We start from the raw sequence: 23,475 nt of genomic DNA on the forward strand, positions 1-23,475 counted from the left end.
TGTGAAACCCCCGCCGTCTCCGGAGAGAGGGCGGGGGCGGAGCTACATCACAGGCGAATCAGCTCCACATCGTCCATGTGGATGTAGTTGCCCGAGTTGCCCGCGCTGGCGCGGGTGTGGAAGCCCAGCTCCAGGTTGCCGCCAGAGACGTAGATGGCGGGCGTCTCCACCAGCGTCCAGTTGCCGTACGTGCCCAGGTCCGTGAAGACAGGCCCGCAGGAGCCGCACGTCTTCGCCTGGAGGCGCGCGAGGTCGAAGCCGCCTCCCTTGCGCACCCACGCGCGGACCTTGTAGTTGCCCGTCGCGAGCCCCGTGCGGGTCTGGTACGTCCACACCTCGAACGGCGACGCGTTGTTCCAGTGCGTCAGGTGGTACGCGCCGGAGTGCCCGCCGTTGTACGTCTCGGAGAGGTCCGCGGCCTCGGTGCCGTTGGGGCTCCAGGTGGCCCAGCCCGTCATCCCCGACTCGAAGCCCGGGTTGGTGAGCGAGACGCCGCTGGAGCCGCCCTGCTGGTACCAGCGCACCCACTCCACCTCCATCGTCTTCTTCGTGCCCGCGGGCAGCGCGATGCTGGCGGGGCTCGGGTTGCCGTACCAGTTCCCGCCGAGCGCCAGGTTCAGGATGAGGTAGTGCGGCTGCTGGAACTCGGTCTCGTTGTGGTAGTACGTGCCGCCCACGATGTTCCCGTCCAGCCGGAACACCATGCTGCTGGCCGTCCACTCCACCTCGTAGGTGTGGAAGGAGTCGGCCAGGTTGTAGCCGCCGCTCTGGCCCGTGCCCCAGTCCGCCTGCCCGCCGTTGTACCAATGCGTGGCGGACTTCATCCACGTGGGCTCATTGGAGGTCCACTCCAGGATGTCGATCTCCCCGCAGCCCGGCCACCCGGCTCCGGAGATGTTGGCGCCCAGCGTCCAGAACGCCGGCCACATGCCGTACCCGGAGGGAATCTTGATGCTGGCGGCGATCTTCCCGTACTGCCGCTCCACCTTGCCCTTGGTGTGAATGCGGCCGGAGTAGAACGAGCGCGGGCCATAACCCGTGCATCGCGAGTCCACCGGGTTGTCGCTCGTGCGCTCCGCCGTGAGGACGAGCTTGCCGCCGCCCACCGTGACGTTCTGCGCCCGGGGGAACTCCAGCTCGCCCGTGCCGAAGTTGCAGTTGTTGGTGACAGGGTCCCAATTGCTTGTCAGGACGGTCCAGTTGTTGGTGTTCAGGCTCGTTCCGTCGAACTCGTCCTGCCACACGAGGTTCCAGCCGGCTCCCGGGTTGTAGCCCAGCTCCGCCTGCTCTCGGATTCCGAGTGCCTCGGTCTCCTGCTCCACGAGGTCGGGTGCACAGCCTGCGAGCGCGACGAGACAGCTCGCGGCCAGAAGGCGCGAAATGACGTTGTTTCGGTTCATGTCTTTTTCCTGTTTGTGATTCGGGCGAAGCGCTCCACGCCCATGGATGAGTGACTCAGTTCACGCCTACTGCGGTCCAGCTCTCCTGCACCTTCTTCGCTTCGGCCGAGTTGGCGCCGTACAGGTCCGTGGCGGCCTGAAGGGTGGCCTGGCGGGCCTCAGCGAAGGTCGTCTTGGGCGTCATGTAGTGCTCCAGGGCGCGGGAGAAGACCTTCAGCCCCTTCTCCATCCCGATGCCGTCCTTCACCTCGAGGCCGGAGGTGCGGTTCTTGCCGCCGTTGGCCAGCAGGTAGAAGGCGTTGTTGGCGATACCGCTGGAGCCGTGCACCTCCGTCTGCTTCGGGTAGTTCTTGTAGTTGTCCACGGAGTAGCCGTCCTTGGTCGGGTCGTCCATGTAGCGCAGTGCGTCCCCGTTGCCGTTGGCCGGCGTCCAGGCGTCCTCGCCCACCTTCCAGTCGAACTCCACGGCCTTGTTCTTCTGCGCGGCGTACCACTCCACGCCCGAGCCGATGATGTCGCTCATCGCCTCGTTGAGGCCGCCGGACTCGCCCTCGTAGATGAGGCCCGCGGTGCGCTCGGTGAGGCCGTGGGCAATCTCATGGCCGGCGATGTCCAGCGTGGTGAGCGGGCCGGCGGTCTTCCCGTCGCCGTCGCCGTAGTTCATCTGCGTGCCGTCCCAGTACGCGTTCACGAAGTTGTTGCTGATGTGCACGTTGGACACGAGCTTCTCGCCCTTGCCGTCCAGCGAGTCGCGGCCGAGCACGTCCTTGATGAAGTCGTACGTCATCTGCGCGCCGTAGTGCGCGTCCACCGCGGCCTTGTTGCGCGTGGGGTCCGTCGACTCGCCCCACACGTCGTTCTTGTCGGTGATCTTCACCGGCCTGCTGGCCTGCTCCTTGTTCTGCGCGTCGAGCGTCACCACGCCCTTGCCGCGGCTGGCGTCCTCGAGGCTGAAGGTGCCGTCCTTGTTCTTCGTCGTGGAGAGCTCCACCTTGCCGCTGTAGAGGCTGGTGTCATCCGTCTTGCCCGTGGCCGGCGTGCCAGGCGTGGTCGGCGTGGTGGGAGCGGGCGCCGGCGTGGCGCTACCCGTGGTGCTACCGGCCCGGGCCTGGGGCAGCTCGATGCCGCCCATCTGGTTGAAGCTCGTGAGCATCTCGCCGCTGTTGGCGTCCACCAGGTAGTTCATCCGCCGGGGGCGCTCGTTGCCCTCGAGGCCCTTCGTGTGAGTGAGCTCCACGTGGTAGGCGGAGTGGTAGCTGCCGTCCTTGCCCTGGAAGACGACGCGCTCGGCGGTGGGCGCGCGGTCCGTCTTGTCGGCGAAGTCCTTCTGGGCGATGGCCAGCGCGTCGTTGGCCGACAGCTTCACCGGCTCCGAGCCCAGCCCGGCGGGGATGGTGGAGACGTTGCCGGTGAGGCCCGACACCTTGCCCTGAGCGTCGAGGTGGCTGATGAGCTGCTCGCCGAAGACCTTCACGCCCTCGTGCGTGCGATCCAGGCGCACGTGCGTCATGCCCAGTGCGTCACGCTCGACGGAGCGGGGCGTGACGGACTTGGAGATACCGGCGCCGGGCGCCACGCCGCGGGCCAGGGAGCCCGTCTGCTGCTGGAGGAAGTCGAGCGACTTCTGGATGGCGGCCTGGGCCTGCGGGCTGCTCAGCGCCAGGGGGCCGGTGGGGCGGGGGGCTGCGGCCTGTTGCGCGGTGAGCGCCACCGTGTTGCGCGCGCTGGCCGGCGCGAAGCTCGAGGCCGACTCGAAACCCGAGGCGGGACGCGCCTGGCCCTTCAGTGTGGACACCGCGGACTCACGGGCGAGGGATTGCGTGGAGCCAACGGACGGCTTCTGGGCGCGGGTGGAGATCTGCATGGCGGTGCCTTCGTATTCGGGTAGGAAGCGTGGACCCTGTATGGGTATCGTGCGCAGGGAAGAGCAGGATGTGTGCCATGCGCCGCATCATGGCCACCCGAGCTCGAAGTCCTTGATTTCACACGTCCTGCCCGCACGGCACCGCCGGAGCTGGTGACAGACGTCACCACGCCGGGCCGTGTTCCTCCTGGTGACTGCTGTCACGGGATGGTGACGGGTGTCACCACCTCAAGCGCCGCCGTCCCGGTCCTCGAGCCCGTGCTTGCGCAGCAGCTTGCGCAGGTAGACGCGGTCGATGCCGGCCTCGCGCGAGGCGCGGGAGATGTTGCCCTCGCAGCGCTCGATGAGGCTCTTGAGGTAGTCGCGCTCGAAGCCCTCGATGAGGCGCTCCTTGGCCTCCTTGAAGGGCAGCTCCAGCTCGGCCGTGGTGGTGCGCGGCTCGCCTGATTCACCCCCACCGGGAAGCGGGGGCATCTCCGGGAGGGCCTCCTCGCCGAGGTTCACCACCTGGTCCACCACGTTGCGCAGCTCGCGCACGTTGCCCGGCCACGGGTACTGGGAGAGCAGCGCCCGCGTCTGCGCCGACAGCGCGCTGGGCGGCTTGCCCATCCGTCCCAGCACCGCGTCGACGAGCAGGGGAATGTCCTCGGGCCGCTCGCGCAGGGGCGGCAGCGTGACGCGCAGCACGGCGAGCCGGTGGAACAGGTCGCGACGGAACTTCCCCTCCTTCACCGCGCCCTCCAGGTCCACGTGCGTCGCCGCCACCACCCGCATGTCCACCGTGCGGTAGTCGTTGGCGCCCACCCGCTTCACCTGCCGGCGCTCCAGCACGCGCAGCAGCCTGGGCTGCAAATCCAAAGGCAGCTCGCCCACCTCATCGAGGAAGACGGTGCCGCCGCTGGCTCGCTCGAAGGCTCCGGCGCGGTCGCTCTGGGCGCCGGTGAAGGCCCCCTTCACGTGACCGAAGAGCTCCGACTCGATGAGCGAGGGGGCAATGCCCGCCAGGTCCACGATGACGAAGGGCCCCTTGCCGCGCCGGCTCTCCTGGTGGAGTGCCTCGGCGCACAGCTCCTTGCCGGTGCCCGTCTCGCCCTGGATGAGCACGTCCGAGCCGCCGGGCGCCATGCGCTCCAGCAGGGTGAAGACCTCGCGCATCTTGCGGCTGTTGCCCACCAGGGCGCCGAAGCTCTCGCGCGACGAGAGCAGCAGCGAGCGCTCCCGAGTGTCTTCTGGCACCAGCTTGAGCTCGGTGGTGCCCAGGGTGATGACGCTCCCGGCGCGCAGCTCGAGCTGGGAGAAGCGCAGCCCCTCGCAGAAGGAGCCGTTGCGCGAGTCCAGGTCCACCGCGAGCACGTGCTCTTCGTGCACCTGCAGTTTCAGGTGCTGCCGCGAGATGGTCTTGTCGCTCAGGACGACGTCACACGAGGGGGCCTTGCCCACCGTGTACTCGCCACGCTCGAGCGAATAGCTGCGACCTTGTTCCGCGCCAGAGAGCACCAGCAGCTTCAGCCGCACTCGGCCAGGACCGGCCCGGTGCAGAGTCGCTGTTGCTCCCGAGTTCTCGTCTTCGTCGTGCGACGCCGCCACGGGGTGGACGCTACCACGCTCACCGGTCACGCGACACGCCTTGTCACTGTGCAGGTGCCCGTGGATATCCCCTCTCCCTTTGGGAGAGGGTTAGGGTGAGGGTTTCCCCCATGGCGGACCGGGTGGAAACACGTAGGGCACGACCCTCACCCCCCGCCCTCTCCCAAAGGGAGAGGGTGCATGCGCAACACAATTAGAGTCGCGCGGGGCGGCGGGTGGCTCGCTTCGGACGGCGCTTGGTCGGCTCCTTCTTGGGCTCCTCCTTCGGGAGGGACTCGAGCCAGGTGTCCACCTCGGACACGCGCGGCGCCAGCTCGGCCTTCGTGAAGTGCTCGCGGGCCCGAGCCGCCTCGGCGCGCGCCTCCGGCTGCTGGCCAGATACCCAGAGCGCACGGGCCAGGGCGAAGCCCGATACTGCCAGCACATCGTCTCCCGCCGAGGTGAAGGTGATCGCCTGTTTCAGCGGCTCGATCGCCTCCTGGGCCCGTCCCAGTCCCAGCAGCGCCTGTCCCACGCCGTCATAGGAGTACTGGAGCAGCTCGTCCTCGGGGGGCAGCGCCTTGCGCTTGGCCGCGAGTGCCTCCTGATAGACCGTCAGCGCCTCCTCGTAGCGCTTGAGCTCCAGCAGGCACATGCCCACCTCGTCCAGGGTCTCCGCGGTCGGCAGGCTGTCCTTGCCGAAAGTGGCCTCGCGGATGCTGTTCGCCGCGCGCGCATGCTCCAGCGCCCGTTCGTGCTTTCCCATGTCCCGCAGGGTCCAGGACATCATGACGTGGCGCCGCGCCATGTCCGGGTGCATCGGGCCCACCGAGGCCTCGGTCTGCTTCAGTGCCACCTCCAGCAGGGCCAGGGCCTGGGCGTACTCGCCCATGTCTCGCATCACGCGCCCCAGCAGGAAGGTGGTACGCGCCCGCTTCGGGTGGCCCGCGGGCAGCACCTTCTCGTGGATCTGCCGCGCCTGCTCCAGCAGCGCGCGCGCCTCCGCGAGCCGCTCCTGGGAGATCGCCAGGTTGGCCCGGTTCACGAGCACGTCGCTCTCCAGCAGCGGCTCGCCACCCAGGCGCTTCAGCGTGGCTCCGGCCAGCCCGGCCCAGTCCGCCGCCTGATCGAAGTGCTGCTGCCCGTCCTCCACGAAGAGCAGCTTGTTGAGGATGGAGACCTTCAGCCGGTCCGCCCGTCCTGCCTCGGCGTCGTAGACGGCCTGCGACAGCAGCTTCGAGGCCTCGGCGGGCTCGCCCAGCTGCTCCTGGAGCCAGCCCTGGTGGTAGCGCAACTCAGCCACCAGCGGCAGGTGCCCGGTGGCCAGCACCGGCACCTCCAGCTCGCGAGCCTTCTCCAGCGCCACCGGGTAGCGGCCGGCATCCACCATGGCCTTCACCCCGGAGAGCCGCTCCTCGAGCCGGGCGATGTCGGCGCGCTTCGATGGATCCGACGGCAGCCGCTGCTGCTCGGAGAGCGACTCCACGTCCGCGCACTCCTGCAACGCGGGCAGCGCGTGCGCCGCGTCCAGTGCCTTCTCCACCAGCGCCGCGTCCCCTTCGGCCAGCAGCCCCACCAGGGCTCCCAGGTCCTTGCGCCGCCGCTCCAGGCACACCACTCGCCGTGACAGCAATTCCTCGGGCTGTACCCCGTGCACGCGCGTGGCCTCGCACGCCTCGGTGCGCTGCCGTGTCCACGCGGACGCGTACTCGTCCAGCACCTGCGAGACGCGCGAGGCCGTCTCCTTGGCGAAGGGCTTGCCGGTGGCGAGGAAGGCCGCCTCCAGCTTGCTTCGCGTTGCCGGCTCCCACACTCCGGCCATCAGCTCTCCCACGCCCGCACAGGCCTGGGACTGCCGGTACGCCGTGCCTCCCACCACCGCCAGGCCCACCGCCGCCGTCGCCGCCGCCACCACCCACCGCTGTCGCTTCACGCGCCGCTGCTCCTGCGACAGCGCCTCCAGCAGCTCTTTCATGGAGGGGAAGCGCGCCGCGGGGTCGAGCGCCAACCCGCGCATCAGCGCCTGCCGCACCCAGGCGGGCACCTTCTTGTCCTTCGGCGGCTCCTGGATGAGGTCCGTGGGGATGACCTCCGGCTCCATGGGCTCGGTGCGATCCGCCAGCTCCTTCGAGCGCGAGGTCGCGAACGCCCGCATGCGCGAGGACTCGAAGGCGCGCTTGCGGTAGAGGCCCCAGTACAGCGCCGCGCAGAAGCTGAACTGGTCCGAGCGGGAGTCCAGCTCGCGCCCCTGGTACTGCTCCGGGGACATGTAGTTGGGCGTGCCCATCACCACGCCCGTCTGGGTAAGCGAGGTCTCCAGCAACCGGCGCTCGGGCGTCATCAACTCCCGAGCCTCCTCGGACAGGTCGTCGTCCCGCGTCGACGCCCCCACCTGCAGGGCCAGGCCGAAGTCGGTGACGTAGACGCGGCCGGCCTGGCTCACCAGCACGTTGGCGGGCTTGAAGTCCCGGTGCACCAGCCCCGCCTCATGCGCCGCCTGCAGTCCCCGTCCCGCGGCCAGAAACTGCTCCAGCACCTCGCGCCAGGAGTGCTCCTCCTCCAACCAGCCGCTCAGCGTGCCCCCATCCGCCAGCTCCATGGCGAGGAACACCTGATCGCCCCACACGCCCACGTCGAAGATGGGGATGACGTTGGGGTGGGATACCCGCGCCATGGCCTGCGCCTCGCGCAGCAGCCGAGCCCGCGCCGTCTCCGAGATGATCTGCCCCTCCGTCTGGAGCAGTTTGAGGGCCACCTTTCGATCCAGATCCGGATCGAACGCCGCGTACACCACCCCCATGCCGCCTTGGCCCAGCCGCTCCAATAGGAGGTAGCGCCCTACCTGTGAGACGGGCGGGACGTCCTCCGGCGCCCGGATTCGCTGGGACCGGGACCGGCCAGTATTCGGCGCCGACTCGCGCGTTCCCTTCCCTTTGCTCCGGCTCTTCGGGTCTCTCATGAGATTCCCAGGATTCCACCTAGACCGCTTCTTTGCAAAAGTGCTACATTGTGCGGCGTCCGAAGAAACATCTGACGACACGCGTCGATAAATACGCAAGCTTCTTGGTTTTCCAACTTCAGGTGGGCTTTGAGATGAGCGTGAAATTGTTCTCGAAGGTGGGTGCTGCGCTCCCCCGGGCGCTGGAGCTTCCCTCGGAGTCTAGGGTCCAGGCCCCCACGTCTCCCACGCCGTCTCCGGCGGCCAGCACGCCGAGCCCGGCCATTCCGGGCAGCGCCGACGTCTTCGAGCAGGTCTCCAAGGCCCAGCAGCAGTGGGAGGCGAAGTTCGCGGATGTGGTTCAGGCGATTGCCCCGGAGCTGGAGGAACTGGCCCCGCTGGAGACGAAGTCGCTGAAGGACCTGGCCAACTCGGTCAACGAGACGCGCAACGTGGTGGCCGACGATCAGCTCGAGAAGGGCAAGTGGGGCAGCTCCACGCCCGTGCTCCAGCAGACCGAGGACGCCAACTGTGGCGCGGCGACGGTGGCCATGCTGACGAAGGCCAAGGGCGGCAAGGAGGCGGTGTCCGACGCGCAGTTGATGGACGAGCTGGACTCGCGCTTCGCCACGAAGGAGGGCACCACGCCCAAGCAGCTGTCCGACATGCTGGCGCACGAGGGCATGGCGGTGAAGCGCGGCGACTCCAAGCTGGACAAGGGGGCGCTGGACGGGGCCCTGAAGAACGGCGGCAAGGCCGTGGCCATGGTGGACTCCAATGAGATCTCCACCAAGGGGAACGCGAAGGAGGCCGGTAAGGCGCACTGGGTCGTCATCGACGGCATGGACGACAAGGGCCGCTACATGGTGAAGGACCCGGGGAACGGCTCCAGCTACTTCGTGAAGCCCGAGGAGCTGAACAAGGCCATGGACTCGGGGCGCAGCCAGCACCAGGCCGGCGGCATGCTCATCGTGGAAAACGCGCAGGATACCGCGCCCGAGTCGGTGCTGGCCCAGGAGTCCGGCAAGAACGTGGAGGCGCTCGGCACTACCCCGGGCGGTGGCTCCAAGTCGTCGCGCTTCGGGCGTGAGTCTTCCTGAGTCGGACAGGAATCCCTTTCACATTCCGATAATTCAGAGAATACAGCTCTGGCCTGATTACGTGTGGATTTCGAGGCCGGAGCGACTCAGAGTGCGCCGCCATGTGTCGTAGGAAGCGCCCCATGGGCAGAGAGTCCGGCCAGGCGACCGTCGAGGCGGCGCTGACGCTGCCGTTGACGCTCTTCCTCCTCCTGGGGACGCTTCAGCTCTTCCTGCTGCTGCAGGCGCGGGCGCTGACGGAGTACGCGGCGTTCCGCGCGGTGCGCACGGGCAGCGTGAAGCACGGGGACTGCGAGGCCATGACACATGCGGCGCTCGGGGTGCTGCTGCCTGTCTTTGCGCGGACGGACTCGCCGGCGGCGCTCGGGGCGGCCTTCCGCATCCACCGGGACAATCGCTATCACGCCAGGCAGGACGCGGGGCACACTGGCTCCATCGTGTGGATTGCTCGGGAGCGCCCGCTGCGCACCGCCATCCCCGCGAATGAGGAAGAGTCCTTCGACGACGTGAACCGCTACGCCCGTCTAGACGACGTGGTGCGGTTGGAGGCGCGGCTCGTCTTCTGGTTCCCCATGCGCATCCCCTTCGCCAACTGGGTGCTGGGCCGGATGTTCCTCGCCCAGCTCGGGTTGCGTGAGTACTCCTCGGTGGATCCACTCCAACCAGCGCGTACGGCGCACTGGGGTGGCCGGGCTCCTCCCGCGCTCGACGTGGCCATCCGCCAGGAGCTGCTCGAGCGCGCCGCCCGCCACGAGTATGTCTTTCCGCTCCAGGCCAGCTACGTCATGCGGATGATGACGCCGGCGCGTCCCCGCTACTTCCGGACCCAGAACTGTCCCCTCACGCCGGAGGGCCTATGAGAGCCCATCGCACCCGCGGCCAGGCGATGGTGCTCTTCTGCCTGACGATGTTGCTGGTCACGGTGATGGTGTGCCTCACGCTCTCGTTCTCCATGAAGGTGCGCGAGAAGATGGAGGCCCAGAGCGTCGCGGACCTGGCTGCCTACAGCAGTGCGGTGGCCACCGCGCGCACCTTCAACAGCATCGCGCTCATGCGCCGCGCCCAGACGGGGCACCTGGTGGCCATGACCGGAGTGCTTAGCCTCACCAGCTGGACGAGCATGATGCGCGCGAACCTCAACGCCGCGCGCCTGGCCGCAGCGGGTTGCCCGGCCGCCGCCGATGCCCTGGCGGCGCTGGACGAGCAGAACGAGGTGATCGAGCGCAGGTGGCATGACCTGGATGCCCGGGCCGGTGTGCAGGCCTACAACATCCAGCTCATCGGCGGGCACCTGGCGAGCATGCAGGGCGAGATGTTCGGCCGGCTGCAGCAGGAAGTCTCTGGAGGAGATACCTCGTTCGTGGCGCAGCTGGCGTCCATGGCGAGCGAGGGCAGCCGCTACAAGAATGAGCTGCGCGCGGGGGCCACGCAGGTGTCCGTGAACGAGCTGGTGCATGCCACGTCGGGAGGCAGCGGTCATGCCCTGGACATGGCCATGGCCAGTCGGGGCTACGAGTTCATCACCCGCCGCCAGGGCATGCCCTCCTTCGTGGGAGACAGGGGCATCCTGGGGGCGCTGGGCGCGGCGGGAGGCAGTGTGCGCATCCTCAACGGCGGTGGCAGTGCCTATTGGGGGACGGGTCTCGGACATGGCGGCCGGGCGGACAAGACGTTCTTCACCTGGGCCGAGGATCATGCCCTGGTGGAGATCGCCTTCCCGGGCTGTGCTCCCTTTCGCGTGAGGGCCACGGCCGGCGTGAAGGCCACCGACCTCGAGGATGGGAGCGACAACCACTGGTGGACGCCGGCCAGCCCGCGGCTCGGAGACGCGGATCCGGGCATGGAGAAGCAGTTCCGGCACACGCTGTTGTCCTGTCAGCCGCGCGTCAACTGCCCGAGCACCTTCATCGGCGGCATGACGTACAACACGGGAGATGACTCGGAGGGCAACCTCTGGGCTCAGCCGAAGCTCTTCGCGCTCGCCCAGCGGGACTACAAGGTGCGGGGCCCGAGGAGCGATCCCTGGAACCTCCTCTTCCGCTTCCGCTTTACCCCCGAGCGCGCCAGCACGTTCGACAGCCAGGGCCTGGTTCTGGCGAATGGCACGGACATCAGCATGCAGTCCGCGCTCGCCACCGGGCTGGCCTACTACCACCGGCGTGGACGCTGGAATGAGCCGCCCAACCTGTGGAATCCCTTCTGGCGTGCCACCCTCGTCTCCGCGGATATCGACAGCGGGGGAGACCTGCGGCGCGGTGGCACCGACATCCCGGACACGGTGGGAGGCCCCGCGGCCGAGGCCTACCGTCAGCTCATCCAGGCTGGCTACAAGGGAGTGCACTGATGAGGGCCTCCCGCCGAGGCCCTCGGGGTCAGTCCACGGTGGAGCTGGCGCTGTGCATGCTCGTCTTCATCACCGTGGTGATGTTTGGCATCCACTTCGCCGAGGTGGGCTACCTGTCGCTCAAGGTGCACGAGGCGGCCGTCTCTCCGCTCTGGGACAGCACGGCGTTCCGGGTGCATCGGATGAGGGAGCAAGAGGAGTCCATCGGTGACTTCGGCGCCCTCTCCTCCATCGCCCCCCGGGTGATGGCCAATGCCGGCGAGCGCTACCGTGACTTCGACGGACGCAGCTCCACCGCGAAGCCCCGCCCTCACATGACCCAGGTCTTCACCCGGGTGGAGGACATGCGGGTGCGATGCGCCCAGGACGACGAGGTGGAGTTCGATCTTCCTCGCAGCCGGCGCCCGGCGCTGCGTTCACCCCAGCCCGGCAACTGGGGCACCTTTCCGCCTGGACAGGACGTGGGGAACCCCACGGACAGCGTGCTCGATGGCGTCTACGAGAACCTGGGGGGAATGAGCTGCTCCGCGGAGGCCCACCTGGAGGGACTTCCCACGTTGCCCTCCCGCTTCCTGGAGGGGCAGGGGGGGTTCTTCGAGGAGAAGCACTCCATGCGCCTGCGCATGAAGGCGTGCGGAGTGGGGCGTGCCGTGGGAGGCACCTGCAAGGGCCGCTACGGCATCCTGCTGGGAGACTTCGGCTTCTCGGACCCCGAGGTGAGTGGGCACTGTCCGCTTCAGCCCGAGCGGCCGGATGTTCCCTGCTCGGAGAACCAGGCCTTCTATTACGCGGCCATGAAGGTGTTCGACAACAACGGGCGCGCCGCCGGCCGCGACGCCTCCGAGTTCGCCGAGTTCTTCGTCGGTCAGAGCCCCATCGACGAGAGCGGCTTCTTCATGAGCTACCGCGGCGAGGAGGACGACTACATCGAGCGGGACACTCCCCGCGGCGAGTCCCAGGACGAAATGGATCGGCCGCGGAACACCGGCGGTGTGGACCACAAGCCGACGCCCAATCGCCGCCGGTCCAACAGGTGCTTCCTGGGGATGCAGGAATGCTGAGCTCTCTGCTGGTGCTCGAGCTGTTGCTGGCGACGGCGCCCGCGGAGGTGTCCCGGGAGCCATTCCAGTGGAAGGTGCCAGGGCTGGTGTCCACGGTGGACGTGCCGGACCAGATGAACGTGGGAGGTATTCCCGTCCGCATCCGCGTGTACACCTCTCGGGAGAGGCTGGAGCGGCTCCTCCAGCACTTCGCTACCGCCTTCGACGAGGCCGGCTTCTACCTCCAGCGCCACCAGCCACGGCTGGCTGCTGAGCCCCACCTCACCGCGCTGGATACGCGGACCTTCACCTCGTACACCGTCATCCTCACGCCCGAGGCCGGAGGGCTCACGACGGTGGTACTCGGCCAGGCGCAGTTGGGCGAGTCCCAACCGGCCGCGGCCCCCGGTACCCTTCCTGTGTACGCCGGGGCAATGAATGTCCTCTACGCGGACCTCGAGGGGGCTCGGACGCTCACCTATCGGGCTCCGGCGAAGGCGGACGCGGTGCGGGGCTGGTATCGCGAGCGGCTCATCCACGCCGGATTCAAGGAGGAGTCGCCCCTGTTGTTCCGTCGGCAGCAGCAGGAGTTCCGGTTGTCGCTCTCGCAGGAAGGGGGATGGGTTCAGGTTGTCGTCTTCCTCAAGACGGCCGGAGACCTCCCGCCCCTGGAGCCCGAGTCGGAAACGCGGTAGTCACCCGCGGATGAAGCGCCGCACCTTCCGAGTCGAAGTCGCCCTCACGGGCCGTTCCCTAGGCGAGGCGCTGGCGGCGGAGCTGGGTGTCCCGCGCGAGGAGGCGGAGCGGCTGGTGAGCGTGGGAGCGGTGTACGTCGCCGGGCGTCGGAGCCGGGACGCGGGGACGCGACTGGCGGCGGGGCAGGTGGTGACGGTGGTGCTGGAGGAGGGTGGACAGAGCCCGCTCGCGGCGGCGCCGGCCTCGGCGCTGGAGTTGCGGATCCTCCACGAGGACGCGGACGTCATCGCGGTGGACAAGCCGGCGGGGATGACTGCGCAGCCGACGGAGGGACGGGTAGGGGACAGCCTGGTGGACCGGGTGGGCGAGCACCTGAAGCGGCCCGCGGGGTTGGTGCACCGGTTGGATCGGGAGACGTCCGGGGTGACGGTGTTCGGCAAGACGCCCCAGGCGACAACGGCGCTGGCGGAGGAGTTCCGCGAGGGCCGGGCTCGCAAGCGTTACCTTGCCGCTGTGGGGCCGGTGGAACTGCCGTCACAGGGCATCATTGATCTGCCGCTGTCGAAGGACCCGTCCCGGCCGGGGCGTTGGCGAGCGACCCGCGCGGCGAATGGGATACCCGCGCTCTCGGAGTATCGCGTGCTGCACGCGGGGAAGGACTTCTGCCTGGTGGAGCTGCTGCCTCAGACGGGGCGGACGCACCAGTTGCGCGCGCACCTGACCGCGTTGGGTGCGCCGATTCTCGGGGACAAGCGCTACGGAGGAGCGGCGCAGGCGGGCGGGATTCCGGCTCCGCGGTGTCTGCTGCATGCACAAGCGCTGGAGCTGGGGCACCCGAGAACGGGGAAGCTGGTGCGGTTCGAGGCTCCCGTGCCGGAGGACCTCGCGCGCTTCTTCGCGGCGGCGGGTGTTGCCGCTCCCTCGGGCACCATCCGCCCGCTGGAGGAGGGGGGGCGGGGGTAGGCGGACGGGACGGCTCGATGCACGGTACGATGCACCGTGCGCCCGGCTGGGTGGGCTCGTGGAGATTGCATGGGGAGTATCGAGCAGCCCTTGGAGTTCTGGCTCCAGGATCTGGCGCGGCGCCGGACCTTCGTGAAGCCGGAGCACACCATCCGCGGCTTCTTCTTCAATGGCATCCTGGAGAACCTCCGGACGCTCGGGGACGAGGCGCTGGTGGCGCGTTGCCGGGAAGCGTGTAGCCAGGAGCGCTTCCTGGACTTCTTCAGCTACTCCGTCGAGCTGCTGTTCCCCATCTTCTTCACCGCGCTGCCCACGCTCGCCGAGCGGCATGGTGGAGCCGAGGTCGCGCTGCGGCAGATAGGGCAGCGGGCCTCCATCGACTTCCTGGCGTCCGTGGCCGGCAGGGCGCTGCTGATGCTGAACCAGGCGCGGCCCCAGTCGTTGATCAACAGCATGCCGGCCGCCTTCCGCGTGGGGATGAGCTTTGGAAGCTCCCAGGTGGAATGGACAGGGCCACGCGGGGGTCGTCTCCACGCGCAGTGCAGCTACATGCCTCCCCCATTCCACGAGGGGATGGTGCGGCAGATGCTCGAGGCGGCGCGGGCCCGGGGGATTCAGGCCGCCGCGCGCTCGACGGGAGAGCTCGACATCGTGTGTGAGTTCTCCTGGGAGTGAGCTTCTCGAGCCCGGTCGCCTATTGGGTGCCGCCCTCGCGCAGGCGCGGCGGGAGGTGCGGCGCGAACTCCTCGAACTGCGGCTCCACCCGCTCCGGTGGCGCGCGCTTCAGCGCGGTGGGGGTGACACCAGCCCAGCGGCGCACTGTGTCGAAGGCCTCCGAGTACCGCGGCTCGGGGAGCTGGCTGATGCTGCTGCCGTGGTTTCCGCCTGGCACCTCGTACAGGTAGGAGTCCCTGGCGCCTCCCAGCGAGTAGGCCGCTGCGCTCCACGGGTCGAGCTCGCCATAGATGAACATCAACCGCTCGCCCTGCGTGGACACCCAGTCCTGGATGTCCTGCATGGCCTGCTCTCGGAAGACGAGGGGCACGCCGGGCGGCGCATACACCAGCGCGGAGTCCGTCCCCGGGAAGTGGATGAGGCTTCCCAGGAAGGCCTCGTATGGTCTGGGCCAGCCCAGCTCCACCGCCGCCTGGTAGTAATAGGGCGCGTAGTGGCCGAGTCCGCTGGTCCCCGTATCCGCGAACGTGGCCAGGCCCACCTGCTGGTTCATCACTGTGAGCAGCTCCGCGCCCGTGGCCTCGTTCCCCGGGAACTGGTCGCAGTTGGCCGGGGAGTCGTACTGCCAGAAGGCGAAGTAGGTCTCGATGACCGCATGCTCCAGCGCCTTCTCGTCGCCGAGCTGTGAGTAGGTCAGCCCGTTGTTCTGTGCATAGGTTCGCAACAGCCCCAGCCTCTCCTCGCGCCGCTCCAGCACCGTCCGCTGGAAGGTGTGAATGCGCTCGCGGCAGGCGGCCTGGGCGTCGCCACCGACAGCGTCCTGAAAGGCGGGGAAGCGCTCGTCATCGCGGCGTGCGATGGGGGCCACGTACGCCACCGTCCCGTCCACGTCCTGCGGGTAGAATCGCCGGAAGAACACCACCGTCTCACCGCCCTTGCTGCTTCCGGTGGACAGCCAGCGCCTGCCGTAGAGGGGCTTGAAGGCCTGGACGATGCGGTGGAAGTCCGCGGCGGACTGCTGGATGGTCAGCAGGCTCCAGTCCGCTGGCTCCGGGCGACTCGGGAGGAAGAAGCGGTGCTCGACGGAGAGCTGGTTGGCTCCCAGCATGGCCGTCAGCTCGCGCCGGCTCGGGCGCGTGGAGACGTAGTAGCCACCGGTATAGAGGACCATGGGCGCCGTGTCCGACTTGTGCAGCAACGTCAGACGTTGCTTGAAGCGCTGGCACTCCGGACGGGAGTGATCGGCCGGCTGGTCGTACTCCATGATGAAGAAGCGGTAGCCCGAGGGCACCCCGTTGGGGTTCTCCTGCACGGTGAGCCCGGGGATGGCGCGCAGCCGCTCCAGGATGTCCACCGTTGGATTCTGGAGGAGGGCCTTGTTCGCCACCGCCTCCACGAACGTCTGGCCGGTGCCACACAGGGGTGGATTCGTGCCGGCGTCCGGCAGCTCCGTGCCGCCATCGCCCACGCCCCCATCCGGAGTCGGGTTGGGGTTGTCTCCGCAGGCTCCCAGGGTGAGCAGGAGCAGGACGGGAACAAGGAGGACGGTGGAACTGGTGCCGCGGTCGGGGATGCTCATGGAGTTGTTTTGTGATTCGCGCGGGCACCATGCGGAGGCCCGCCGGGTGATGTTACCGCACGCCCTTCCCGGTGCGGATGCAGGCAACCTTCTCTCCCTGCCAGCATGCCCGGAGTGATGGGTTGTCTATATTCGCGTCATGACTCGAGACAGTGTGGCCGCCGCGACCTTCAACAACGCGGCATGGTGCGATGCGGTGTGCCGTACGCATGGGCGCCCAGGCGAGTTCGCGGAAGCACTGTGGCTGAATCGCGCCGAGGTGCCACGGTTCTACCCAAACGTCGTCACACTCACTCCGGATGGAGAGACTCAGCAGGTGGACGAGATCTCCGCGCTCGAGCTACCGGGTCGCTGGGGGGTCAAGGACAGCTTCGCGACGCTCGACCTCGCACCGCTGGGCTTCGTGGAGCTGTTCTCCGCGCAGTGGATCCATTTCCCCTCCGAGAGGCGGGTCCCTGCCCACTCCGGTGGCGCGCGCTGGGTCCGGGTCCGCGATACAGCCGCACTGACCGCGTGGGAGGCGGCCTGGAGTGGCCAGCCCGGGACTGCCGGGCCGGATCCTGCGCACGCCGTGTTTCGTCCTGGCCTTCTCGATGACGCGAGCACGACGTTCCTCGCTGCGTACCGCGACGACACCCTTGTCGCCGGAGCCATCGCGTATCGAGCCGCAGGCGTCGTGAGCCTGTCGAACACCTTCTTCACGGCCGCGGAGGCTGGGGCGCTGCGCGCGGAACTGCTCGTGCAACTCCAGGCTGCGTTCCCGGGCCTGCCGGTCGTGGGCTACGAGCACGGTGACGAGCTGGCCGCGTGGTGTGACCTGGGCTTCAAGCCCATTGGCCCCCTGCGGGTCTGGCTGAAGAAGTAAGCGCGAAGCGTGCATCGTGTCACCGCGCTCACGCGGCACAGGTGAAATGCACGCCTTCGAGCCAACCGAGCGCCGTGAGGGTTGCTCGAATCTCGTCGCGGATACCCCGTACTCCCACCGCTGCGATGAGGTGCGTGTCCTCCGGCGGTGCTCCCAGGGACTCCGGCGCGTCCACCGGAATCCCATGGATGAGCGTGCCCACCTTGCGCGGGTGCACGTCGATGAAGCGCTTCACCCGGGCCCCCTCCGCCAGCAGGAAGCGCGTCAGGATGAGCCCTCCCGGGCCCGTGCCCCATACCGTCAGGGGACGCCCCGCCACTTCCCGGCTCCGCGCCAGGTAGCGCGCCTTCACCCAGATGAATCGTTTGTGCGCATACCTCGGGTCCGTGCGCGTCAGCCGCTCCGTGCTGTCCCTCCAGCGAAACAGCACCTCCGGCAGGTTGTGCATCCGGTGGCCCCGGTGGATGAGCTTCAGCCACAGGTCGTAGTCCTCCGGGAAGTCGCCGTGCTCCCACCCGCCCGCCGCCACCACCGCCTCTCGCCGTAGGCACACCGAGGGATGGCAGATGGGGCTCTCCACGAAGCGCTCGCGGTGCAGCCGCTCGGGCGTGGTGAGCCCGTTGAGCCATGCCGCGTAGTCCCTCATCGAGGGGCTTACTGGCTGGTCCTCGCGGAACAGCTCCACGCCGGTGCCAACGCCTCCCAGGCTCGGGTCTGCCTCCAGGGCCGCGAGGCTCGCCTCCAGGCGTCGGGGCAGCGCCTCGTCGTCCGCGTCCATCCGCGCCACGTAGGGGGAAGTGGCATGCGAGAGGGCAAGGTTGAGCGCGGCCACCAGCCCGCGGCCACCCCCCTCCAGCACCTCCACCCGGGTGTCCCTCGCCGCCAGCCCCTCGAGCACCGCGCGCGTCCCGTCCGTCGAGCCGTCATCCACCGCCAGCACCCGGATTTCACGCAGAGTGCCTTCCAGGAGGCTTTCCACGGCGCGAGTCACGGTGCGCTCGGCGTTTCGGGCGGGCAGGAGGACGGTGACGACCGGAGGCGGCATCCTGTGTAGACTGCCGCACCCATGGGTGGCGTGAGAAACGGCAATGACGCCGGTTCGCCGGAGTCGGCTGATACGCGCCAGCGCTCGCCCGCTGGCTCGCCCCCGTCTGGGCCGGGCACCGGCGTGTCCGAGCTCGTGGAACGGCACCGTCAGAGCGCCGCCCAACTGCTGGATGAGGGATACGCCGCCCGGGCCTTCGGTGAGTTGGCGCGGGCCAGCCGCGCTCTGCCCATGACGCCGCGTCTGGCCTCGGTGCTCGTCACCTTCTCGCTGCGCGCGGGGACTGAGGCCGCCGCCATTGCGCTTCTCTCGTCCGCGCTCAGCAACACCCGCGGGGAGACCCGCCGCGCCGTGCGGCTGCAGCTCGCCCGCGTGCTGCGCCGGGTGGACCAGCTCCCTCGGGCCGTTGAGGCGCTCCAGGCAATCATTGACGAGGCCCCCGAGGACCGCCGCGCCCGCCGGCTGCTCGATGTCCTTTTCCGCCGCCTCTCCCGCCAGGGCGGGCCCGCGCCCGAGCCTTCTGCGCTCCCCATCGTGCAGGGAGCGGCCCTCCAGGAGGAGCCGGCGCCCCGGGATGCGCTCTCCGCCGAGGAGTTGAGCCACCGGAGTGAGACCGTCGAGTTCTCCTCGCCCTGGCTGGAGGACGAGCACACCGTGGAGGCCTCGGGCCCGCCGGATGCGCGGTTCGTGCCGCGTGCTCCCCAGCCTCGAGCCGAGAAGGCCCCAGCACCCGCTGCTCCGGCGCCCGCTGCCCCAGCACCCGCTGCCGCGGCGCCTGTGGATGACCGGCACCGCACCATCCTTGAGCTCGCGCTGCCCGAGGTCTGGCCGTACGACGAGGAGGAGGCGACCTCCGAGATGTCCGGCCTGCCCTTCACGGTCGCTGGGGCTCCTGCCGCTCTTCCCCGGGACGACTCCACCGGAGACGCCTCCAGCCATCGGCGCACGACGATCGAGGTCGTCGATCGCTTCCCGGAGGACGAGGACACCTCCACCGATGCGCCCGTCTTCCGGCCCGAGTCCCCTCTCATCCCTCCACCGGCTGGGGTGAGGACGGATGCTCCCGTTCCCTGGAGCGGCGACGAGGACACCGAGCCCTCCCGGGTCATGGTGCCCCGGCAGGAGAACCTGGAGGAGACGCGCCAGGAGGCCCAGCTCATCGCGCGCCGGGCCTGGCGCGAGCTGGCGCAGTTCTACCTGGACCGTGCCGATGCCTCGAAGGACCTGGGGCTCCGCGCCGAGATTCTCACCCGGCTTGCTGAGCTGCTGGAGAACGAGCTGCAGGACACCGCGGGTGCCGCCCGGGTGTACGGCCAGATTGTTGCCCTCACCGGAGACCACGCCGCGCTCTCGGAGCAGGTGCGGCTCGTGTCCCAGCGCGCCGATGGTGATGACTGGGCGGTGTGGCGCGTGCTCGACGAGGCGGTGCAGCGCGCGAGCAATCCCCGGGCTCGTGCCGCCGCCTTCCTGGCTCGTGGCGAGCGGCTGCTGTCCAGTGGTGAGTCCGCCCGCGCCCGCGCGGACTTCGAGGCCGCGGTAGCCATCTCTCCCCACTCGTTGCCGGCCTTGATGGGGCTCGCCCGGTGTGTCTCCGAGGCGGACCGTGCCTCGGCCGCCGAGCGTCTGCGCGCCGCGCTCGCCGCCGTGCCCCGCCGCACGCCTCATCGCGCCGAGGGGCTGCGGTGCCTCGCGGAACTCGCCGGAGGGCCGCTGGCCGATGCGCGGCTCGCCCATTGGGCCTGGTCCGAGGTGCTCGCGGAGCATCCCGAGGACGTCCTCGCGCAGGAGAAGCTCCTGGAGCTGACGCGGCAGCTCGGCGACAAGGACGGGTTGAGCCGTCTGCTGCGCGCCAGCCTCGCTCGAGAGCCGCGGGGACTGACTGCACGCAAGGTCCGGTTGGAGCTGGTGGCCACGTTGGAGGCCGCAGGAGAGCGTGGGACCGCGCTCACCGAGCTGCGCCAGGCGGTGCGCTTCGAGCCCGGACACAAGGAAGCGTGGCTGTTGCTCGTGGAGCGCCTCATCGCGCTTGGGCAGAACGGCGAGGCCGCGTGGGGAATGGAGCATGCCGCCACCGCCACCGAGGATGATGATGAGCGCCTCGGCACCTGGGAGCGCCTGGCGCGCTTCTGCCGGGATGTGCTCGGAGACGCGACTCGCGCGCAGGTGTACGCCAACCGCGCGGAGAACCTGCGCAAGGCCATCGCCGAGCGTGTGGCGCCCGCGCTGCACCCCGAGCCGCCGCGCAGTGCCGCCCCCAAGCGGGAGCAGAGCGGCTCGCGCACCTCCATTCTCATCCCGCCGCCGGGGGCGGTAGAACTCACGCCCACTCCGGCTGCGGCCGCATCCACTGCTGGCTCCGAGTCCGCGCCTACGGTCCTCGAGATGCCCGCGGTGGTCCTACCCATCGCCGCCAGTCGTCCACCCTCACCGGCTCGCGAGGCCGCACCCGCGAGCCCGCCTCCGGCTGCGCCCGAGGAGCCTCCCGACGCACCGATGCCCGTGGAGAGCACCCGGTTCATCGCTTGGGAGGCGCCCCCGGGGAAGATGGACCCCGTGCGCCGCCGGGCCCGAGGGACGGGCTCGGTCTCCTCTCCCGAGCCGCTCACCCCCTCCGTTTCTTCCGGCAAGCCCGCTCCCTCTCCGGCCCCGGCTGCTGCTCCAGCTCCGGCCCCAGCACCAGTTCCAGCGCAGCTGGAGGGCACCCGACCGGCGGCCATCGAGCGCGTGCGCGAGCGTCCGCTCGACGCGGCGGCCTACCGGGAGCTCTCGGCCTTCTTCGCGAGCCGTGGAGACGCAGCGCGCGGCTCGCTGATGGCGGAGGTGGCCTCGGCGCTCATGGGAGAGAAGGACACTGTCTCCCGGCCTCCGCGCCGCACGCTCACTCCCGAGGAGCGCGCGGGCCTGCGCCACCCCGGTCTGCGCAATCCGGCGGGTGAGCTGCTCGCCTCGGTGGGCCAGGCGCTCTGCCGCCTCTTTCCCACCTTCGGTCGGGCCTCGGGCTCCTCCGAGCCGCTCCGGCCGGATTCGGGCCCCGGAGCGCGCGCCGCCCTGGAGGTGCTGCAGTCCGTTGCCCGCATGCTCGATGTGCGGCTCCCGGAGATCATTCTCTCCGAGGATGACGGTCCGCCCTTTTCGCTCGTGCACCCGGGAGCCCCGCGCCTGCTGGTGGGCCGACTCGCGGTGCGCCAGGTGCTGCCGGAGCCGGAGCTGCGCTTCTTCGCGGGGCGGGCGCTGTCCTGCCTCGGACCGGATCTGCTCGCGCTGCGCTGCCTGAAGAAGGATCAGCTGCTGCGCGCGGTGGCCATCCTCGCCTCGGTGCTGCGCGGCGGGACGGAGTTCGGCCCCGAGGCTCGGGTGGTGCGCGAGGCCCTGCACCCCAACGCTCGCGCCCGGGCCCTGGCTTTGCTGGAGTCGGCTCAGCGGGAGTTCGATGCGGCAGCGCTCGCGGAGGCGGCGCGCCACTCGGCCAATCGCGCGGGGCTCGTTGCGTGTGGGGGTCCTGGGCCCGCCGTGGCGGCGCTGAGAGCGCTCAAGTCCAGCGAGCAGGAGTTGGTGGAGCTGGTGCGCTTCTCCGCCTCCGAGCGCTACCTGCCCCTGCGCGGCTGAGGCCTCACTGCACCTGCACCTTGAAGGTGAGGGCGACGAGCCGTCCGTTCTCTCCGCCGAAGTCGTGGCGGTACGCCAGGTCGATGCCACCTCCCGGTGTCAGCAGTCCGATGCCAACGCCGACCTGGGAGGAGCGGGTGAAACCATCCCAGGTGTAGCCGGCACGGATGGGGAAGTTCTGCCCGAGGATGTATTCCAGGCCGCCGCTGTAGGTGAGCGTGGTCTGGTTGTTCGTCTCGAAGTCCGCGCGCACGTCGGCGGCGAGGGTGAGCAGCCCGGCGAACACACCGGCATGGGCCGAGTAGTAGCGGGTGAGCTCGGCATTGCCGGTGCCGATGAGGTTATGGCCGGAGACACCGATGGCGATGACGGGGCTGGGGCGGAAGAGGATGCCGGCGTCACCGGTGATGGCATTGGCTTCGCGGGCGCCGCGCAGCAGCAGGTAGCGCGAGTTGACGCCGATCATGAAGGCCTCGCCGAACGGCACCGCGAGGCCCACGGTGTTGAGGTGTCCGGTGGCGCGCTCGACGCCCTTCCCGAGGGAGACGAGCTGATAGCTCACGCCGGCGGCCAGGGGGCTGGTGGCCGAGTCCGCGAGGGCCACCGAGCCGAACGCATCCTGGCCCACCCAGTCCCAGGCGCCGGTGAGCTCGATGCGGTAGCTGCGGAAGGCGGCGAGGGCGGCGGGGTTGCCGGTGCCCGACTCGGCCCCGATGCCGAGGGCCCGCCAGGCGCCGCCCATGCCGTAGGCGCGTGCGCTCAGGAGCTCCCGCAGATCCTCGGAGCGCGGCTGGCGCGAGGTATCGGTCCCGGAGCCCTGCTGGGCGTAGGAGAAGGGGGCGAGCAGGAGGACGAACAGGAGCGTCAGACGATGCCACATCCGCATGGGGGCGCATCCTAACTGCCTTGATGGAGGGGAGGGCCATCACTAGATTCGCCGCCCCATGAAAGAGCCACTGAACCGCAAGAGTGTGATGCCATCCGGAGCGGCCGCGATGAAGCGCACGGTCTTCCTGCTGGGAGTCCTGGCGGCGATGAGCGCGGGCGCGTACGTGTTGCCGGGCGGATCCATCCTGCGCCGGATGATGGCGGCTCGCGAGGAACTGCCGTTCTCTTCGCTGAAGGCGGACGGCTCGCTGCACTTCTACGGACCGGTGGTGAATGAGGCCGGAGGGGCGCTGGGGTTGCCGACGGACCGGCCGGATCTGGAGGCGGACGGCACGGTGTATCTGAGGCTGCCGGGCCGGTGCCGTTTCGAGGCGAAGGCGCGGGAGGGCAACACGGTGGCCTCGGTGTCCTCCGGGGGCCGCAAGCGGGTAGAGGGCACGGAGATTCCGGCGTTGTCGGAGGCGGTGCAGCAGGTGTGCGCGGTGCTGGGAGTGCGCGCGGAGTCGGCGATAGAGGGGCGCGAGGTGGTGGAGACGCACCTGCGTTCGCTGGGCATCGAGTCGCGCACGACGTCGCTGGCGCGCTTTGGCGGGGACGTGGTGTACGTGCTGGGGCAGCAGGTTGAGGGCAAGCCGCAGTTCTGGGTGTACAAGGACGGCTTCCGGCCGGCGCGGCTGAAGTACAAGGACGGGAAGGGGACGGCGTGGGACGTGCGTTTCCTGGACTACACCTCGCCGGCGACGGGCGAGATGCTGCCGCGCACCATCGAGGTCTGGCGAGGGGAGGAGCGGGTGATGCGCTTCACGGTGCTCACGGGCGACACGAGGGCGAAGCTGGCCGACACGCTCTTCTGAGCCCAAGAACCCCCAAAGAACTCCCAAAGAACCCCTCTCCCCCCGGGAGAGG

The 23,475-nt window shown here is 69.3% G+C and carries 17 protein-coding genes; 10 read left to right on the plus strand and 7 right to left on the minus strand.

The window, feature by feature from the left end; all coding sequences use genetic code 11:
• Nucleotides 1-47 precede the first annotated feature (47 nt).
• The 4 genes from OV287_RS11950 to OV287_RS11965 all read right to left on the minus strand — a co-directional run bounded on the left by OV287_RS11950 (nucleotide 48) and on the right by OV287_RS11965 (nucleotide 7,789).
• On the minus strand, nucleotides 48-1,400 hold the full coding sequence (locus tag OV287_RS11950) for a glycoside hydrolase family 16 protein (protein ID WP_267534152.1): 1,353 nt from the start codon (nucleotides 1,398-1,400) through the stop codon (nucleotides 48-50).
• Nucleotides 1,401-1,455: 55 nt separating this feature from the next.
• Entirely contained in the window at nucleotides 1,456-3,264 is a 1,809-nt protein-coding gene (locus tag OV287_RS11955) for a M4 family metallopeptidase (RefSeq protein WP_267534153.1), read from the minus strand.
• 228 nt (nucleotides 3,265-3,492) lie between these two features.
• Nucleotides 3,493-4,851 (minus strand): sigma 54-interacting transcriptional regulator, encoded by a 1,359-nt coding sequence (locus OV287_RS11960; RefSeq protein WP_267542330.1) that lies wholly within the window; start codon nucleotides 4,849-4,851, stop codon nucleotides 3,493-3,495.
• 193 nt (nucleotides 4,852-5,044) lie between these two features.
• Nucleotides 5,045-7,789: a serine/threonine-protein kinase gene (locus tag OV287_RS11965; RefSeq protein ID WP_267534154.1), complete on the minus strand. Its 2,745-nt coding sequence runs from the start codon at nucleotides 7,787-7,789 to the stop codon at nucleotides 5,045-5,047.
• Nucleotides 7,790-7,923: 134 nt separating this feature from the next.
• Here OV287_RS11965 and OV287_RS11970 point away from each other — a divergent pair, with 134 nt between their 5' ends.
• The 7 genes from OV287_RS11970 to OV287_RS12000 all read left to right on the plus strand — a co-directional run bounded on the left by OV287_RS11970 (nucleotide 7,924) and on the right by OV287_RS12000 (nucleotide 14,586).
• Nucleotides 7,924-8,868, plus strand: a complete 945-nt coding sequence (locus OV287_RS11970) for a cysteine peptidase family C39 domain-containing protein (RefSeq protein ID WP_267534155.1) — start codon at nucleotides 7,924-7,926, stop codon at nucleotides 8,866-8,868.
• A gap of 122 nt (nucleotides 8,869-8,990) precedes the next feature.
• Nucleotides 8,991-9,728: a TadE/TadG family type IV pilus assembly protein gene (locus OV287_RS11975; RefSeq protein WP_267534156.1), complete on the plus strand. Its 738-nt coding sequence runs from the start codon at nucleotides 8,991-8,993 to the stop codon at nucleotides 9,726-9,728.
• Complete coding sequence (locus tag OV287_RS11980) at nucleotides 9,725-11,212, plus strand: Tad domain-containing protein (protein ID WP_267534157.1); 1,488 nt, start codon at nucleotides 9,725-9,727, stop codon at nucleotides 11,210-11,212. Before OV287_RS11975 ends, OV287_RS11980 begins: the two co-directional genes overlap by 4 nt.
• Nucleotides 11,212-12,273: a TadE family protein gene (locus tag OV287_RS11985; RefSeq protein ID WP_267534158.1), complete on the plus strand. Its 1,062-nt coding sequence runs from the start codon at nucleotides 11,212-11,214 to the stop codon at nucleotides 12,271-12,273. The genes OV287_RS11980 and OV287_RS11985 overlap by 1 nt, the downstream gene beginning before the upstream one ends.
• A complete protein-coding gene (locus tag OV287_RS11990) occupies nucleotides 12,267-12,947 on the plus strand; it encodes a hypothetical protein (protein ID WP_267534159.1) in 681 nt (226 codons plus the stop codon). The genes OV287_RS11985 and OV287_RS11990 overlap by 7 nt, the downstream gene beginning before the upstream one ends.
• 10 nt (nucleotides 12,948-12,957) lie before the next feature.
• Complete coding sequence (locus tag OV287_RS11995; RefSeq protein WP_267534160.1) at nucleotides 12,958-13,911, plus strand: RluA family pseudouridine synthase; 954 nt, start codon at nucleotides 12,958-12,960, stop codon at nucleotides 13,909-13,911.
• A gap of 69 nt (nucleotides 13,912-13,980) precedes the next feature.
• On the plus strand, nucleotides 13,981-14,586 hold the full coding sequence (locus tag OV287_RS12000) for a TIGR02265 family protein (protein WP_267534161.1): 606 nt from the start codon (nucleotides 13,981-13,983) through the stop codon (nucleotides 14,584-14,586).
• A 19-nt stretch (nucleotides 14,587-14,605) separates the two neighbouring features.
• Here the strand turns inward: OV287_RS12000 and OV287_RS12005 are convergent, their stop codons facing one another.
• Nucleotides 14,606-16,165: a S28 family serine protease gene (locus tag OV287_RS12005; protein ID WP_267534162.1), complete on the minus strand. Its 1,560-nt coding sequence runs from the start codon at nucleotides 16,163-16,165 to the stop codon at nucleotides 14,606-14,608.
• A 139-nt stretch (nucleotides 16,166-16,304) separates the two neighbouring features.
• On the opposite strand from OV287_RS12005, the gene OV287_RS12010 reads away from it, so the two are divergent.
• Complete coding sequence (locus OV287_RS12010) at nucleotides 16,305-17,030, plus strand: hypothetical protein (RefSeq protein ID WP_267534163.1); 726 nt, start codon at nucleotides 16,305-16,307, stop codon at nucleotides 17,028-17,030.
• Between the two features lie 28 nt (nucleotides 17,031-17,058).
• Here OV287_RS12010 and OV287_RS12015 read toward each other — a convergent pair whose 3' ends face one another.
• On the minus strand, nucleotides 17,059-18,075 hold the full coding sequence (locus OV287_RS12015) for a glycosyltransferase (protein ID WP_267534164.1): 1,017 nt from the start codon (nucleotides 18,073-18,075) through the stop codon (nucleotides 17,059-17,061).
• Nucleotides 18,076-18,096: 21 nt separating this feature from the next.
• Between OV287_RS12015 and OV287_RS12020 the strand changes: the two genes are divergently transcribed.
• Nucleotides 18,097-21,681 carry a tetratricopeptide repeat protein gene (locus OV287_RS12020; protein WP_267534165.1) on the plus strand — a complete coding sequence of 1,195 codons (3,585 nt, stop codon included), beginning with the start codon at nucleotides 18,097-18,099 and terminating at the stop codon, nucleotides 21,679-21,681.
• Nucleotides 21,682-21,685: 4 nt separating this feature from the next.
• Here OV287_RS12020 and OV287_RS12025 read toward each other — a convergent pair whose 3' ends face one another.
• Nucleotides 21,686-22,567: a hypothetical protein gene (locus tag OV287_RS12025; RefSeq protein ID WP_308809560.1), complete on the minus strand. Its 882-nt coding sequence runs from the start codon at nucleotides 22,565-22,567 to the stop codon at nucleotides 21,686-21,688.
• A gap of 109 nt (nucleotides 22,568-22,676) precedes the next feature.
• Here OV287_RS12025 and OV287_RS12030 point away from each other — a divergent pair, with 109 nt between their 5' ends.
• The gene (locus tag OV287_RS12030) at nucleotides 22,677-23,423 is read left to right on the plus strand and encodes a hypothetical protein (RefSeq protein WP_267534166.1); all 747 of its coding nucleotides are present in this window, start codon (nucleotides 22,677-22,679) and stop codon (nucleotides 23,421-23,423) included.
• The last annotated feature ends 52 nt before the right edge of the window (nucleotides 23,424-23,475 follow it).

Source organism: Archangium lansingense, assembly GCF_026626635.1.
Lineage (GTDB): Bacteria > Myxococcota > Myxococcia > Myxococcales > Myxococcaceae > Archangium > Archangium lansingense.

What these genes read in the sequence shown, in the direction of transcription:
- OV287_RS12015 (WP_267534164.1), bottom strand. Translation starts at nt 18,075, where the DNA reads ATGCCGCCTCCGGTCGTCACCGTCCTCCTGCCCGCCCGAAACGCCGAG.
- OV287_RS11970 (WP_267534155.1), top strand. Translation starts at nt 7,924, where the DNA reads ATGAGCGTGAAATTGTTCTCGAAGGTGGGTGCTGCGCTCCCCCGGGCG.
- OV287_RS11950 (WP_267534152.1), bottom strand. Translation starts at nt 1,400, where the DNA reads ATGAACCGAAACAACGTCATTTCGCGCCTTCTGGCCGCGAGCTGTCTC.
- OV287_RS12000 (WP_267534161.1), top strand. Translation starts at nt 13,981, where the DNA reads ATGGGGAGTATCGAGCAGCCCTTGGAGTTCTGGCTCCAGGATCTGGCG.
- OV287_RS11985 (WP_267534158.1), top strand. Translation starts at nt 11,212, where the DNA reads ATGAGGGCCTCCCGCCGAGGCCCTCGGGGTCAGTCCACGGTGGAGCTG.
- OV287_RS12025 (WP_308809560.1), bottom strand. Translation starts at nt 22,567, where the DNA reads ATGCGGATGTGGCATCGTCTGACGCTCCTGTTCGTCCTCCTGCTCGCC.
- OV287_RS12020 (WP_267534165.1), top strand. Translation starts at nt 18,097, where the DNA reads ATGGGTGGCGTGAGAAACGGCAATGACGCCGGTTCGCCGGAGTCGGCT.
- OV287_RS11990 (WP_267534159.1), top strand. Translation starts at nt 12,267, where the DNA reads ATGCTGAGCTCTCTGCTGGTGCTCGAGCTGTTGCTGGCGACGGCGCCC.
- OV287_RS11995 (WP_267534160.1), top strand. Translation starts at nt 12,958, where the DNA reads ATGAAGCGCCGCACCTTCCGAGTCGAAGTCGCCCTCACGGGCCGTTCC.
- OV287_RS11955 (WP_267534153.1), bottom strand. Translation starts at nt 3,264, where the DNA reads ATGCAGATCTCCACCCGCGCCCAGAAGCCGTCCGTTGGCTCCACGCAA.
- OV287_RS12010 (WP_267534163.1), top strand. Translation starts at nt 16,305, where the DNA reads ATGACTCGAGACAGTGTGGCCGCCGCGACCTTCAACAACGCGGCATGG.
- OV287_RS11975 (WP_267534156.1), top strand. Translation starts at nt 8,991, where the DNA reads ATGGGCAGAGAGTCCGGCCAGGCGACCGTCGAGGCGGCGCTGACGCTG.
- OV287_RS11965 (WP_267534154.1), bottom strand. Translation starts at nt 7,789, where the DNA reads ATGAGAGACCCGAAGAGCCGGAGCAAAGGGAAGGGAACGCGCGAGTCG.
- OV287_RS11980 (WP_267534157.1), top strand. Translation starts at nt 9,725, where the DNA reads ATGAGAGCCCATCGCACCCGCGGCCAGGCGATGGTGCTCTTCTGCCTG.
- OV287_RS12030 (WP_267534166.1), top strand. Translation starts at nt 22,677, where the DNA reads ATGAAGCGCACGGTCTTCCTGCTGGGAGTCCTGGCGGCGATGAGCGCG.
- OV287_RS12005 (WP_267534162.1), bottom strand. Translation starts at nt 16,165, where the DNA reads ATGAGCATCCCCGACCGCGGCACCAGTTCCACCGTCCTCCTTGTTCCC.